General features: G+C 60.0%; 14 protein-coding genes. 7 read left to right on the forward strand and 7 right to left on the reverse strand.

Annotated features, from left to right (window positions below; all coding sequences use genetic code 11):
- Positions 1-121: 121 nt before the first annotated feature.
- Complete coding sequence (locus LHU53_RS19380; RefSeq protein WP_227334426.1) at positions 122-925, reverse strand: taurine ABC transporter ATP-binding protein; 804 nt, start codon at positions 923-925, stop codon at positions 122-124.
- Positions 926-1927, reverse strand: a complete 1002-nt coding sequence (gene tauA / locus LHU53_RS19385) for a taurine ABC transporter substrate-binding protein (protein WP_227334427.1) — start codon at positions 1925-1927, stop codon at positions 926-928. It lies immediately after the preceding gene.
- Positions 1928-2253: 326 nt separating this feature from the next.
- On the opposite strand from tauA, the gene LHU53_RS19390 reads away from it, so the two are divergent.
- The 6 genes from LHU53_RS19390 to LHU53_RS19415 all read left to right on the forward strand — a co-directional run bounded on the left by LHU53_RS19390 (position 2254) and on the right by LHU53_RS19415 (position 6489).
- A complete protein-coding gene (locus LHU53_RS19390) occupies positions 2254-3090 on the forward strand; it encodes a transporter substrate-binding domain-containing protein (protein ID WP_227334428.1) in 837 nt (278 codons plus the stop codon).
- 74 nt (positions 3091-3164) lie between these two features.
- Complete coding sequence (locus LHU53_RS19395; RefSeq protein ID WP_227334439.1) at positions 3165-3860, forward strand: amino acid ABC transporter permease; 696 nt, start codon at positions 3165-3167, stop codon at positions 3858-3860.
- On the forward strand, positions 3857-4573 hold the full coding sequence (locus LHU53_RS19400) for an amino acid ABC transporter permease (protein ID WP_227334429.1): 717 nt from the start codon (positions 3857-3859) through the stop codon (positions 4571-4573). Before LHU53_RS19395 ends, LHU53_RS19400 begins: the two co-directional genes overlap by 4 nt.
- Positions 4570-5310: an amino acid ABC transporter ATP-binding protein gene (locus LHU53_RS19405; protein WP_227334430.1), complete on the forward strand. Its 741-nt coding sequence runs from the start codon at positions 4570-4572 to the stop codon at positions 5308-5310. The genes LHU53_RS19400 and LHU53_RS19405 overlap by 4 nt, the downstream gene beginning before the upstream one ends.
- 28 nt (positions 5311-5338) lie before the next feature.
- Positions 5339-6358: an isopenicillin N synthase family oxygenase gene (locus LHU53_RS19410; protein ID WP_227334431.1), complete on the forward strand. Its 1020-nt coding sequence runs from the start codon at positions 5339-5341 to the stop codon at positions 6356-6358.
- Positions 6331-6489 (forward strand): hypothetical protein, encoded by a 159-nt coding sequence (locus LHU53_RS19415; RefSeq protein WP_227334432.1) that lies wholly within the window; start codon positions 6331-6333, stop codon positions 6487-6489. Before LHU53_RS19410 ends, LHU53_RS19415 begins: the two co-directional genes overlap by 28 nt.
- A gap of 1109 nt (positions 6490-7598) precedes the next feature.
- On the opposite strand, the gene LHU53_RS19420 is transcribed toward LHU53_RS19415, so the two are convergent.
- The 5 genes from LHU53_RS19420 to LHU53_RS19440 all read right to left on the reverse strand — a co-directional run bounded on the left by LHU53_RS19420 (position 7599) and on the right by LHU53_RS19440 (position 12769).
- Positions 7599-8561 (reverse strand): CysB family HTH-type transcriptional regulator, encoded by a 963-nt coding sequence (locus tag LHU53_RS19420; protein ID WP_227334433.1) that lies wholly within the window; start codon positions 8559-8561, stop codon positions 7599-7601.
- Between the two features lie 121 nt (positions 8562-8682).
- On the reverse strand, positions 8683-9978 hold the full coding sequence (locus LHU53_RS19425) for an O-acetylhomoserine aminocarboxypropyltransferase/cysteine synthase family protein (RefSeq protein ID WP_227334434.1): 1296 nt from the start codon (positions 9976-9978) through the stop codon (positions 8683-8685).
- Positions 9979-10129: 151 nt separating this feature from the next.
- Complete coding sequence (locus LHU53_RS19430) at positions 10130-10927, reverse strand: MetQ/NlpA family ABC transporter substrate-binding protein (protein ID WP_227334435.1); 798 nt, start codon at positions 10925-10927, stop codon at positions 10130-10132.
- A 137-nt stretch (positions 10928-11064) separates the two neighbouring features.
- Positions 11065-11730 (reverse strand): methionine ABC transporter permease, encoded by a 666-nt coding sequence (locus LHU53_RS19435; protein WP_227334436.1) that lies wholly within the window; start codon positions 11728-11730, stop codon positions 11065-11067.
- On the reverse strand, positions 11723-12769 hold the full coding sequence (locus LHU53_RS19440) for a methionine ABC transporter ATP-binding protein (RefSeq protein WP_227334437.1): 1047 nt from the start codon (positions 12767-12769) through the stop codon (positions 11723-11725). The genes LHU53_RS19435 and LHU53_RS19440 overlap by 8 nt, the downstream gene beginning before the upstream one ends.
- 526 nt (positions 12770-13295) lie before the next feature.
- Between LHU53_RS19440 and LHU53_RS19445 the strand changes: the two genes are divergently transcribed.
- On the forward strand, positions 13296-14800 hold a 1505-nt coding region (locus tag LHU53_RS19445; protein ID WP_227334438.1), incomplete at its 3' end, for an RNA-directed DNA polymerase.

Here is a 14800-nt window from a genome sequence, read left to right on the forward strand (position 1 = left end):
CAATATGCACCATTGCTACACCGGTCTTTGCCTGTGCCACGCTCCACCTTGCCACATTTGCAACGCCCGCGCCACGTGTTTCTTCGGAACGATTTGCGGCGCAGGCGGGCCGATTACTTCGCTAACCATACACATGCTCTTTGCGATAAATCAGGTCGAGTACCTCTTCTCGCAGGTCGATGAACTCCGCCTGCGATTTGATCTGGCGAGCATCTGCACCGGCCAGAAACTGCCGTGAAAACGGCAAGTCGTCCATCACCTTTGCCACCGTGCCCGGGTGCGGTGTCATCACCACCAGACGGGTTCCCAAAAACAGCGCCTCTTCCACCGAGTGGGTGATGAAAAACACCATCTTTCGGGTTTGCGCCCAGGCGCGCAGCAAAGTTTCCTGGATGCCTTCGCGGGTAAAGGCATCCAGCGCCCCCAAGGGTTCGTCCATCAGCAGCACCGCCGGGTCACTGGCCAGCGCCCGGGCAATGCCGACACGCTGCTGCATGCCTCCCGAAAGCTCCCACACCGCGCGGTCCTCCAAATCTGACAAGCCCACCAGCGCCAATTTGGCCCGCGCGATGTCATGCCGCTGCGCCTTGCCGATGCCACGCAGCTTGAGGGGCAGTGCCACGTTGTCCAGCACACCCAGCCAGGGCAGCAAGGCGTTCTTTTGAAACACCACGCCACGCTCTGCGCCGGGGCCTTGGATGGGCACCCCGTTCAACACCAGTTGTCCGGATGACGCGGGCAAGAAACCGGCGATGCAATTGAGCAAAGTGGTTTTGCCGCAACCGGACGCGCCGATGGCCACCACAAAGTCGTCACCCGCGAGTTGCAAGTTGACATTGGCCAAGGCCACCCGCGGGCCCTGGGCTGTGCCATACCGCACGGTGAGGTCGTGAATGTGCAGCGTGGTGGCGGGGGTGCGCAACATTTACTGGCCCAGCGCTTGACGAACGTAGCGGGTGCTCACATACGCGTTGTAGTCGGGTTTGACTTCCTGAATGCGCCCTTGCTCTTTCAGGAACACGGCCGTGTGACTGAGTGCTGTGGCGGCGCCACCGCCCAGCCAGGTGCTGGACAGTTGCTCTTGCAGCGTGGGAAATTTGTACAGGGCAATGGCGGCGGGCACACCGTTCGGATCCGCTTTGCTCCATTTGGCAATGGCCTTGATTTCCGGTGAGTCTGCGGTCCACTTTGATGGATTTGTTCGGTAGCTGTCATCGGCCTTTGCCAAGGCCTTGACGAGGGCGACCACAAAACCTTCGTTGGCAGCGGCCCACTTGCCGTTCACGACCAGGCCGTCGAACGTGGGGTGGCCTTTCTTGCCGATGCTGCCCGAGGTGGCAATCGGTGTGCCGGTGGCCTTGATGCGGGAGAGGACCGGGTCCCAGATGAAGGCGGCATCAATGTCGCCACGCTCCCAGGCTGCGCCGATTTCTGGTGGCCGCAGGTTGACCACGCTGACATCTTTGGGCTCAACGCCTTCGAGCTTCAGCCCCACCAGCAACTGGTAGTGCGCGGTTGATACGAAGGGTGTGGCGACTTTTTTACCCTTGAGGTCTTTCCAGCCCGTGATGCCACTGCCCTTGCGTGCCACCAGGGCTTCGGCATCGGCAATGTCGTCCAGAATCCAGAACAACTTGATGTCTTGCCCCTGGCTGGCCGCCGCAGCAATCGGGCTGGAGCCCGCCTCACCAATTTGCACATCGCCAGCCGACAGGGCTCGCACCACATCCGCTCCGCCGCCAAATTGGCGCCAGTTGATCTTGTAGCCCGTGGTTTTTTCCAGCTCGCCGGATTCAATCAGGGTACGCAGGGGCACCAGCATGTCCTGGTAGGCGAATGTGACTTCCTTGGTTTGTGCAAACAGGCTGTTGGCACCCAAAAGAGCCGCAACTGCGACCCACGGTGTGATCAGTTTTTTGAAATTCATGGCATCTTGTCCGAAGTTGATAAAGCGCCGTGATGCTAGGCACGCCCACCGCCTGCGACAACGAAGTTCTTCGTATTAGCTCATCCATGATTTGCATAAGGACAGGCTGGGGCGTGACTTCTGGAGGCCACCCAGGGCCACCACCGATGCCGCCGTTGGCAGGTTTTTTTCCAACTTGCTTATCTGTTTTCCTTCGTTCACGGGCGGGCGTCTTCTGAATAAAGTGAGCACAACAAGTCGATGTGTGGCGGCGACAAGGCCGGTATGGCCCCGCGCTGCACCGGCTTGTGCTGTTTCAACCTTGCCACTATTGAATGGAGTAACTCATGCGACTTTCCTCACTGCTCAGCACCTTGCTGGCCTCATTGATCACCTTCACCAGCTTCAGCGCCCAGGCTGACCAGTTGGCCGACATCAAGAAAAAAGGCGAAATCGTTTTTGGCGTGCTCGGCATTGACGAACCCAACAGTTTTGTTGACCCCAAGACCCGCGAATTTGTCGGCTACGAAATTGATCTGGCCACCGCCGTGGCCAAACAGATCGGGGTCAAGCCGGTGTTCAAGCAACTGGCCGTGGCCGCGCGGATTCCGGAGCTGCAACAAGGCCATGTGGATGTGCTGGCCGCCTCGCTCACCCACAACAAGGAGCGTGAGTCGCAGGTGGACTTCGCCCTGACCCACTTTGTCACCGGCTCCAAGGTGCTGGTCAAGAAGAGCAGTGGGATCAACAACGTGAGCGAACTCGCTGGCAAGAAGGCGCTGACCGTCAAGGGCGGCACGCAAGGCCCGAACCTGCTGAAGGTGGTGCCGACGGCGGAAGTCGTGACCTTCGAGTCTACCCAGCAAGCCTTCCAGGCGCTGCAACAGGGCAAGGGTACGGCCTACATCAACGATGAGGTGAGCCTGCTGGCCGACTTTGCCAAGCTCGGCGACAAGAGCAAGGATTACCAGATCCTGCCGCAGAACCTGAATGTCGAGCCGCTGGCCTTTGGCATCAAGAAGGGTGAAGTGGCGGTCAAGGCGGCGGTGGATGACGCGCTGCGCGGCCTGGAGAAATCCGGCGAAGCCAACAAGGTGTTCCTGAAATGGTACGGCCCCGAGTCCAAGCTCAAGCTGTTCCCCAAGCGTGACTTCAAGATCGAATCCGACAAGATCGAAGGTTGATCCAGCACCGGGCGGCGCAGGGCTGGCCCCAGCCAGCGCCGGTGATGCCTGCCACATTTTGAAACCTGATCTGGATCGCTGTGTTTGACTTGTCCCTCATCACTTCAGGCCCCTACCACGCCATGCTGGTGGCGGGCCTGAAGCTCTCCTTGCAATTGTTGGGCGCCACCTTGCTGCTGGCGCTGCCGCTGGCCTTGCTGGTGGCACTCTCTCGCCTGTCAGCCTTTCGCGCCCTGCGCATCAGCGCCTGGCTGTTTGTGGAAGCCATCCGCAATGTGCCGCTGCTGGCGCACATGTTGTTCTGGTACTTTGGCGCCCCGGAACTGCTGCCCGAGGCCAGCCGCGAATGGCTGTATGCCCACAACTACGAGGCCATCGCTGCCGTGGCGGCGCTGACGTTTTACACCGCCGCCTACATGTCGGAAGACCTGCGCAGCGGCATCCGCGCCATTCCGCACGGCCAGTTCGAGGCCAGCCGGGCGCTGGGCTTTGGCTTCTTTCGCAGCATGCGCCTGATCATCCTGCCGCAGGCACTCCGGGTCACCGTGCCACCGCTGATCTCGCAAACGCTCAACCTCTGGAAAAACACCAGCATCGCCACCGTGATCGGCACCGCCGAGCTGATGTACCAGGCGGCCAAGGTGGAAACAGAGACCTTTCGCAGTGTCGAAGCCTTTGTCTTTGCCACCGCCGCTTACCTGAGCATCTCGCTGCTGATCACCGGTCTGGCGGTGGCTTACCAACGCTTTTACCCGGCCCGCGCTGTATGAGTTTTCTCGAAGTTATTGATACTTACTGGCTGTATTTTCTGTTCGGCCGGTACCCGCAAGGGCCGCTGGGCGGGCTGGCGCTCACGCTGTTGCTGGCCTCGCTGGGGCTGCTGCTGGCGCTGCCTTTGGGCCTGCTGCTGGGTCTGGGGCGCGTCAGCCCCTGGGTCTGGGTGCGTCTGCCCATCACGGCCCTGGTGTATGTGGTGCGCGCCACGCCGCTGCTGATGGTGGTGTTCTGGGCCTACTTTTTCCTGCCCAGCGTCACCGGGGTCAAGACCGACCAGTTCGCCACCATGCTCATCGCCCTGGTGGTGTTTGATGCGGCTTACCTGGCCGAGATCGTGCGCGCGGGCATCCAGGGCTTGCCCAAGGGGCAGATGGAAGCCGCACGCTCATTGGGCCTGAGTTACCTGGGGGCGATGCGGCTGGTGGTGCTGCCCCAGGCCTTGCGCCACATGCTGCCCTCGCTGGTGAACCAGTTTGTTTCCAGCATCAAGGAGACCTCGCTGGGCTACATCATCGGTCTGGCGGAGGTGTCCTTCATTGCCACCCAGATCAACACCCTGGTGTTCACCCTGCCGTCCCAGATCTACCTGACGCTGGGGCTGACCTATTTCATCCTCTGTTTTGGCTTGTCGCGCCTGGCTTACTGGCTGGAGCGCCGGATGTCGCAACGCGACAAAGCCCATGTTCCTCAACCGGCAATCACATGATTCAATTTGATAGCGTTAACAAATGGTATGGCGCCTACCAGGCTCTGGTGGAGGTGACGGAGTCCGTCGACAAGGGCAAGGTGGTGGTGGTGTGCGGGCCGTCGGGTTCGGGCAAATCCACCTTGATCCGCACGCTCAACCGGTTGGAGCCCATCCACGGCGGCAAGATCCACATTGACGGCCAGGACATCCATGCCCAGGGGCTGGACGTGAACACCTTTCGCTCGCGCATCGGGTTTGTGTTCCAGCAATTCAACCTGTTCCCGCACCTGACCGCGCTGGAGAACTGCACCCTGGCGCCGATCCACCTGCGTGGTTTGAGCAAGGCTCAGGCTCGGGATCAGGCCATGGCCTTGCTGGAGCGCGTCGGCCTGGCGCACAAGGCGCATGCGTTTGCCACCGAGTTGTCGGGCGGCCAGCAGCAGCGCGTGGCCATCGCCCGCGCCCTGGCCATGGAGCCGCCGCTGATGCTGTTTGACGAGCCCACCAGCGCGCTCGACCCCGAAATGGTGGGCGAAGTGCTGACGGTGATGAAAGGCCTGGCGCGTGATGGCATGACCATGGTGGTGGTCACCCATGAGATGGGTTTTGCCCGTGACGTGGCCGACCGGGTGCTGTTCATGGACGCCGGCCAGGTGCTGGAGCGTGCCACCCCGCAAGCATTTTTCAACGCGCCCGAGCACCCGCGGGCGCAGCAGTTTTTGTCCGACATCCGTTCACCTTTTGCCACCGCCTGAAGTCACCACGTTCCAGGGAGAACCCCGCATGTCCATCACTTTTTCAGCCGATACCGCCGTCATTGGCCCCTCGGCCCACACACTGTCCACCCGCGCGCCGGCCCCCACGCCCGGGTCGGTGCTGCCCATCCTTGACCTCAGCGACTTCACCTCAGGGGATGCCGAGCGGCGCGCCACGTTTGTCACCCGCTTGCGCGAGACGGCACACCATGTCGGCTTCTTCTACCTGCGCGGCTATGGTGCCAGCCCGGCACAGGTTGATGCCGTGTTGCAGGCGGCACGCGACTTTTTTGCCTTGTCTGAGGCTGATAAGCAGGCCGTGCACATGGCCCATTCACCGCACTTTCGCGGCTACACCGCCGCTGGTGACGAGATCACCCGTGGCGCGCGCGACTGGCGCGAGCAACTTGACATTGGCGCCGAGCGTGTACCGCTGGCGCAGGCGCCGACCTCGCCCGCCTGGACCCGGCTGCAAGGGCCCAACCAGTGGCCTGCCTACTTGCCGCAGCTCAAACCGACCCTGCTGGCCTGGCAGGACACCCTGACCGAGACCGCCGGGCACCTGCTGCATGCGCTGGCACTGGCGCTGGGCCAGCCGCAGGACCGCTTTGATGCCGCTTTTGCCGACGCACCGGTGCAGCATCTGAAAGTCATCCACTACCCCGGTCGCGCCCAGGGCGAGTCGCGCCAGGGCGTGGGGCCGCACAAAGACTCGGGTTGCCTGACGCTGTTGCTGCAGGACACCCAGGCCGGTCTGCAGGTCTGGGAGCGTGACGGCCCCGGGGTGGCGCCGAGTGCGGGTCGCTGGATCGACGCCCCGCCGATGCCCGGCACGCTGATCATCAACTTGGGCGAGGTGCTGGAAATCTTGTCGAATGGCTATCTGCGCGCCACCATCCACCAAGTGGTCAGCCCACCCAGCGATGTGGACCGCCTGTCGGTGGCTTTTTTCCTGAGCCCGCGGCTGGATGCCGAGTTGCCCGAGCTGGTGCTGCCGCCCTGGCCGCGCAAGCCCGCGGCGTGGACCGCGACCCGCACAACCCGCTGATCGCCCACACCGGGCGCAACCTGCTCAAGGGCCGGCTGCGTTCCCACCCCGAGGTGGCGCAGCGTTTTTATGCCGATGTGCTCGAAGCCCACGGTCTCCAGCCCGGGGCGGTGGCGGAGGCTTACGCCTGAGCGACTTCCGACTGCTGTGCTGCGGGCTCAGCGGCGGTGTTGACGCGGCGCGGGCGACTGCGATGCGGCCTTGTCCGGCAGTCCGCGTGATCCAGAACTTCAGTGATAGGCGGTGCTCATTGGCATTTCACATAAGGCCAAGATCACATTTGCGCCAGCTTGTTGAAGTGGACTCGCAAAAATCTCTCTAAGTGCTTGATTTAAAGTGAGATTTTTGAGTCATTCAGAAAATCTGTGGATAACTTTGTTGATAACAGTGCGTGAGCTGTCCGCAAGCCTTGCAAATCAAGGCTTTGCTTGACTTGCCTAAAAATCAGGCAGGATTCAGACAAGCCAATAAAATCAAAGACTTACGATCGCTATGGGGTTGATAGCGAGCGCCGAGCTGCGACGAATGAATTTCAAGCCGTCAGAAAATGTCAAGTATTTTTTGTGCATAAGTGTCAAAAAAATGTCGTTTTGGGCCGATCGGTCAAGTCAAAACGCGACGCGTGGTCCGCGCCCGTGTGGGCAGCGTTTGGGCAGGCTGTCGCCGCGGGGTCTGGCGCAGCGTCTTGTGGCGGTTGCCTCGCGGATGGTGGGGAGCGGGTACGAACCGGGACGAGGCAGGCGCCGCGATAGATGATTTCTGCACTAGCAAACGCGGTTTTCTTCGTTCACAACGGGGGTGGCCTTGCGCAGAATTCGGCTCAGGGTCGTTGTGATCCAAGGAGGCGCGATGATGCAAAAACACCATGCATTCGACATGGACCAAGACAATCCATTGAGCAGAAGGGAACTGGTTGACTCGCTGGGCGCAGCGATGGCGTGGGTGGCGCTGTCCGCCGTGTTGGTGGTCTTGATACCGGCAAGATACCTATGAGCTGGCGCAATACCATGACCAGGACACCGCTTGTTGGCGGATCGGATGTCCAGGGCAATCTGCGTCGCATTCTGTTGGTGACATCCCGGGCCTGGGGTTTGGCGATCACCCAACCGCCGTCCCGACGGACGGTGCCGCGACCCAGTCTGCACTTGGTGCAACCGGTCAGGCGCAGTGACCTGTTGACACGCGCGATACCCGATGGCTTGCGCTGGGCGGGCTGAATTCGCCTCTGGGCATCCCCCGTTCAGACACCAGCACCATCAGAGAAGTGCCCGCTCAGATGCGGCTCAGCCAGGGCCTTGTCGACCGCCTCCCGGGTGAGCGTCGGGGCAAAGGTTTCGATGAAACCATAAGCAAAACCGCGCAACCAGGTGCCACGGCGGATCGCCAGGCGGGTCAGGTTGACCTCGAACAAGTGGCGGGCGTCGAGCATGCGCAGCTGGGTGTCGCGCTCCGGGTCCACCGCGATCGAGGCCACGATGCCCACGCCCATGCCCAGCTCGACATAGGTCTTGATCACGTCGGCATCCATCGCCGTCAATACGATCTCAGGGTGCAGGCCCGCCAGTTGAAAGGCTCGGTCGATATGCGATCGCCCGGTGAAACCCTGGTTGTAGGTGATCAGCGGGTAGCAGGCGAGCTGTTGCAGCGTCACGGGTTCGGTGTGCGTCAGCAGCGGGTGCTCGGGCGGCACCACAATGCTGTGGGTCCAGCGGTAGCACGGCAGCGTGGCCAGCTGCGGGTACTGCGCCAGCGCTTCGGTGGCAACGCCAAGATCGGCCTCACCCGAGAGCAGCATCTCGGCGATCTGTTTGGGCGAACCCTGGTGCAGGTGCAGCGTGACCTGCGGGTACAGCGCCCTGAAGTCGCGCACCACATGGGGTAACGCATATCGGGCCTGCGAGTGGGTCGCGGCCACCGTCAAGGTGCCGTCCTGGCGGGCGTGGAACTCCTGGCCGGCGCGTTTGAGGTTGGCGCAATCCAGCAGCAGCCGGTCCACAATCGGCAACAAGGCTTGGCCAGGCGCGGTCAACCCGGTCAGGCGTTTGCCCGCACGGACAAAAATGTCCACACCCAGTTCTTCTTCCAGCTCGCGAATCTGGCGGCTCACCCCGGGCTGTGAGGTGTACAGCATGGCCGCCACTTCGGTCAGGTTAAAACCGCAGCGCACCGTTTCGCGAATGGATTTGAGTTGTTGAAAATTCATCAAAAAGTCCAGGCAACCGCGCCACAAAACCGCCGTACACGCGGCGCATAGTTGTGCGTCGTCTCGGCGGCTCCCTCGGTGGCGACGAGGGAGACCAGGGCCAGGTCGGCGTCAGCCGGGGTCAGACCGCTTGCAGTGCGGCTTCCAGGTCGGCCAGCAGGTCGTCGATGTGCTCAATGCCGACCGACAGGCGCACCGCGTCTTCCGGCACCCCGGCTTTGATCAGTTCCTCTGGCGACAACTGGCGGTGGGTGGTGGAGGCAGGGTGGGTGGCCAGCGACTTGGCATCGCCAATGTTGACCAGGCGGGTGAACAGCTTGAGCGCATCCAAAAACGCGGCACCGGCCTGGCGGCCTTCACCCGGCGCCGACTTGACACCAAAGGTCAGCAGGCCGGAGGCCTTGCCCCCCAGGTATTTCTGGGTCAGGGCGTGGTCGGGGTGGCTGGGCAACGCGGCGTAGCTGACCCAGGCCACTTTGGCGTGGCTCTGCAGGAACTGCGCCACCTTGAGCGTGTTGTCGTTGATGCGGTCCATCCGCAAGGCCAGGGTCTCGATACCTTGCAGAATCAGGAACGCGTTGAACGGCGACAACGCCGCACCGGTGTTGCGCAAAGGCACCACACGGGCACGGCCAATGTAGGCCGCCGGGCCGAGGGCCTCGGTGTAGACCACACCGTGGTAGCTGGCGTCGGGCTCGTTCAGCCGTTTGAAGCGGGCCTTGTGCTGGCCCCAAGGGAACTTGCCCGAGTCCACAATCGCGCCGCCAATGCTGGTGCCGTGGCCACCCAGGTACTTGGTGAGGGAGTGCACCACGATGTCGGCACCGTGTTCAAACGGGCGCAGCAGGTAGGGCGTGGCCACCGTGTTGTCCACAATCAGCGGCACACCGTGGCGGTGGGCGATCTCGGCAATGGCGGCAATGTCACTCACCGCGCCTTGCGGGTTGCTCAGCGACTCGATGAACACCGCCTTGGTCTTGTCGTCAAACAGGGCTTCGAAACTGGCCAGGTTGCGCGGGTCGGCAAAACGGGTGGTGATGCCCGAGAGCGGCAAGGTGTGGGCCAACAGGTTGTAGGTGCCGCCGTACAAGGCGGTGCTGGCGATGATGTTGTCACCCGCCTCGGTGATGGTCTGGATCGCATAGGTCACCGCCGCTTGGCCGGAGGCCAGCGCCAGCGCGGCGATGCCACCTTCGAGTGCGGCCAGGCGTTGCTCCAGCACATCGTTGGTGGGGTTCATGATGCGGCTGTAGATGTTGCCCGGCACCTTCAGGTCAAACAGATCGGCGCCGTGTTGTGCACTGTCAAATGCGTAGGCAGCGGTCTGGTAGATCGGCACCGCCACGGCCTTGGTGGTAGGGTCAGGTGAATAACCGGCGTGCACGGATTGGGTTTCAAATTTCCAGGTGGCAGACATGTAAAACTCCTTGAGTGGGTGTGACTAAGGCCAACTTTAAAACGCCTTCATCCAAACTAAAAATACTGATTAGTAGATTGCTAACAACAAATTCATCTGAATGAAGTGGCGCACACTCACACTGTGACGGGCACCTGTCTCGTTAATCCCGTTAAAACCCGGCCAGCACCGCCCCCTTGAATTCGGTCTGGATGTACTTGCGGATTTCTTCTGAGTGGTAGGCCTTGACCAGTTTCGCCACCCAGGCTTTGTCCTTGTCCTGCTCACGCACCGCGATCAGGTTGACGTAGGGGCTCTTGGCGCTTTCCTGGGCGATGGCGTCCTTGGCCGGGCTCAGCCCGGCGGGCAGGGCATAGCTGGTATTGATGGCGGCCGCGTCCAGATCGTCGAGCGAGCGGGCCAGTTGGGCGGCATCCAGCTCAACAAACTTCAGCTTCTTCGGGTTGTCAATCACGTCCAGCGGCGTGGCTTTCAGGCCAGCCTCGGGGCGCAGCTTGATCAGGCCTTTGTCTTGCAGCACCAGCAGCACGCGTCCGCCATTGGTCGGGTCATTGGGGATGCCAAACTTGGCGCCTTGCTTGAGATCGGTCAGGTTCTTGACCTTTTTGGAATACAGCCCAATCGGGAAGTTGACGGTGTAGCCCGCGCTGACCAGTTTGTAGCCACGGTCTTTGACCTGCTGGTCCAGATACGGTTTGTGCTGGTAGCTGTTGGCGTCCAGGTCGCCTGCGGCCAAGGCGGCGTTGGGTTGCACATAGTCGCTGAACTCGACGATCTGGATCTTCAAGCCGTCTTTTTCGGCGATCTTTTTGACCTGTTCAAAAATTTGCGCGTGGGGTCCGGCGGTGACACCGACCTTGATGGGTTTGTCCTGCGCCAGCAGCGGGCTGCTCAGGGTGGCGGCCAAAGCCAGGGCGAGGGTGGATTGGAGAAGGGTGCGTTTTTGCATGATGGGTCCTGTAAAAGTAAAAAGTGTGAAATGGTTAAATATCTAAGAGAAATTGGCCTCTAGCCCTGATTGAATCAGGGCCGACAGCTATAAAAAACATATTTCTTGCAGCAAGGGTTGGGTAACATCGGGGCGACCTACTTGTGGCTCAGCCGCCGCACCGCCCAGTCACCCAGGCTTTGCACGGCTTGCACAAAAACGATCAACACCAGCACCACGGCCAGCATCACCTCGGGCAAAAAGCGTTGGTAGCCGTAGCGGATGCCCAGGTCACCCAGGCCACCGCCGCCAATCGCACCGGCCATGGCCGAATAACCGGTCAGGCTCACCAGGGTGATGGTCAGCGCCGCCACAATGCCGGGCCAAGCCTCGGGCAGCAGCACCTTGAGCACAATCTGCTGGGTGCTGGCGCCCATCGACAAAGCTGCTTCCACCAGGCCGTGATCCACCTCGTGCAGGGCGGTTTCGATCAGCCGGGCAAAAAACGGTGCGGCGGCAATCGTCAGCGGCACCACGGCGGCCATCGTGCCAATGGATGAACCGGTCAACAGCCGGGTGAACGGGATGATGGCCACCAGCAGGATGATGAACGGGGTGGAGCGCACCGCGTTCACCGTGGTGCCCAGCACCCGGTTGAGCAGCGGGTTGGCCAGCACACCACGCGGTTGGGTCAAGTACAGCAGGATGCCCAGCGGCAGGCCCAGCGCCGCGCCGACTGCGCCGGAGATGGCGACCATGATGATGGTCTCCCACAGCGAGGTGGCAAACAGCTCCAGCAGTTGGGGGGTGAAGGTGTCAAACATGGCTCAGTTCCTTGTTGTGCACCACCACACCTGCTTGGCGCAGGTGGGTGATGGCGGCGTTGAGTTGCTCGCTGGCGCCGCGTGCGTGCACCGCGAGTGAGCCAAACAACTGGCCCTGAATGTCATCCACCTGACCATGCAGGATGTTGATGTCCAGCCCGAAGCGCCGGATCACGTCTGAGAGCAAAGGCTTGGTCGCGTCCTCGCCTGAAAACGCCAGGCGCAGCAGCTGCCCCTGGTTGGCTGGCTCACTGCTCATCAGCTGGCGGATGCGTGCAATAACGCTCTCAGGCAGCTCTTGCGGCAAGATTTCGTCAATCAGGCTGCGGGTGATAGTCTGTTGCGGGTTGGTGAACACCTCCATCACCGCGCCCTGCTCCACGATTGCACCGGCGTCAATCACCGCCACGCGGTCCGCCACCTGTTTGATCACCTGCATCTGGTGCGTGATCAGCACAATGGTCAGGCCAAAGTCGCGGTTGATCTGGCGCAACAGCGCCAGGATGGAGCGGGTGGTTTCGGGGTCAAGCGCCGAGGTGGCTTCGTCACACAGCAGCACCTTGGGGTGGTTGGCCAATGCACGGGCGATGCCCACACGCTGTTTCTGGCCACCGCTGATCTGGGCCGGGTAACGGTCGCGCAGCTCGTACAGGCCGACCAGGTCCAGCAGCTCATCCACCCGGCGCTGGATCACGTCTGGGCGCTCATGGACCAGCTGCAGGGGCAGCGCCACGTTCTCAAACACGGTGCGGTTGGAGAGCAGGTTGAAGTGCTGAAAAATCATGCCGATCTGATGCCGGGCGCTGCGCAACTCGGTTTGGGACAGGGCGGTGAGGTCGGCACCGTTCACCCGCACCTGGCCCTGGGTGGGCCGGTTGAGCAGGTTGATAACGCGGATCAGCGAGCTTTTGCCCGCACCACTGCGGCCAATCACGCCAAAAATTTCACCGGCAGGCACCCGCAGGTCGATACCGCGCAGGGCGTGCACCGGCGCCGGATGGCCCGGGTAGGTGAGGTGGATGTTGTCTAGTTCAATCATGGGGTTTTGCCACAACGCAGCTCCCGTAAACATACGGGTTGGCTGCTACGCTTGGCGGTGTAGTTCTGTGGAGTGACGTCTGACGATGGAGATCGCATGCATTAAAAAATGCGGGGGTGCGATTTTGCAGGCACTCAGTCAAAACCGAAACTACTGTTTTGTCATGTCTTTATGACTGGAAACGTATATGCAGGCTTTCACGGGCTTGCTGCATACGCAGATCAGATTGCAACTGGCTGGGCATTGGCATTGACCAGATCGACAGTCAGCGGTGTGGTTCTGAACTCTGATCATTCAACTGCGGTTGTGGGTCAGTTGCAGTCACTGATGGATATCGACTTCACAGAGGCGTGCCAAGTGCATCTTTGCCAACCTTTAACGTTCGATGTGGCGACAAAATACTGGTGGTTTGGATGCCCAAAAATCTGCTTTAGCTATCAAGTCGGCACTGATCGACTGCGTCAGATGCTGAGGAATACTCCGATATCATCTAAATTAAGGCACTCGACCATACTGGTTAGATGAAGTGCTGCAACAAAATCATACGGAGGACGAGTTGCTCAATCCAGCACTTCACCACTTTAAGCGTGCAGCTCGCGAGGTTGCAAAGCATGGCGATAACGATACTCTTCCATTCGATTTAGACGTTCGATTCTGCGGTGATATGGCGGATCCACTTGCTGCAATAGCTTTTGGATTCTTCAATGAACTTAAGGCTGGGCCGTTGAAGGAGAATCACGAGCGGATAGCGGCCCTGCCAATCTGGAGTGAGCGAATGGTTGCACCATCAGGACCAGCAGGCTTTAGGGTCGTCACGAAGATGCATCCATTCTGGAACATTTATCTAAACGGCCTCGCCATATCGATCGCTGAAGCACTAGAGCCACATCGGGTTACGACTGTATATTCCTATAGGTTTCTACCGGCTGGCGAAGAAGTACTCTTCGACGAAACTCGTTCTTGGAGAGCATTCAAGGAAGCGACTGTCGCAAGTGCCAATGCGGCCGGCACTGATGCAGTCATTGTGCAGACGGATATATCAAGTTTTTACGAGCACGTCTCTCATTATTACATTCAAAACTGCATTTCCGCGTTGGATGACGGTAATGTCCAAATAGCCAACCAAATAAATGCACTGTTGAGCCGTTTATTCGCAGGTCGCTCATTCGGACTTCCAGTTGGGGGCCAGGGCGCACGCATACTGGCAGAGCTTTTTTTGCACCAAATTGACATGGCACTATCTTCCAACGGAGTGCAGTGGTATCGCTATGTTGACGACTATATTTTGGTTGCAGCTAACACTGCAGAAGCGTATCGAGCACTTGGAGTCTTGGCTCAGTCCCTGATGGACTATGGCCTAGCTCTAAACAAGTCAAAATCCGTTTTTTTATCTTCAAAACATTATCAAGACTATGTGCGAGCTCAATTAGGTTCTGACGACGATGAAGTTGCGACACTTCGAACCATTGACCTAAAGTTCGACCCATACTCTGACTCCCCCCGCGATGACTATGAGTCTCTAAAGGACACCGTTGAAACATTGGAAGTGCGCCATCTACTGGCGCGGGAGCTAGAGAAAGCTCTGCCTGACAACTTTTTGGTAGCGCAGATTAGTCGCACTATGCCGCTGCATGAACCCAGCGCAGCTCTTGAAATAGCCACCACGTTGCTGGGCAAGGAAAACCTCCATGCATTTCGTTCTTCGTTTTCAACCATCATGCGCGGCTTTGCACACCTGAGGTCAAATCCAAACTTTGACAGCATCTTTGGACCTCTTGATGCATTGATGGATGATGTCCCCACACATTCCGGTCACCTGCTAAAAGCTGACACTAATCTGCTGCATTACCTACGCTGCTTGAGGTTCGCAAGCACGACGAAACGTGCGCAGTTTGTACGATCCACCGTATGCGGCTGGGCATCCCATATTGAGTCGATGCAGATGATCAGGCATCGTCCCCACGAAGGAGATCGTGGAGATGATGAATCAAATATCGACAGTAGAGCGACCCCGGCGGCGCGAGTACAGCG

This window comes from Rhodoferax sp. U2-2l (assembly GCF_020594515.1).
Lineage (GTDB): Bacteria > Pseudomonadota > Gammaproteobacteria > Burkholderiales > Burkholderiaceae_C > Rhodoferax.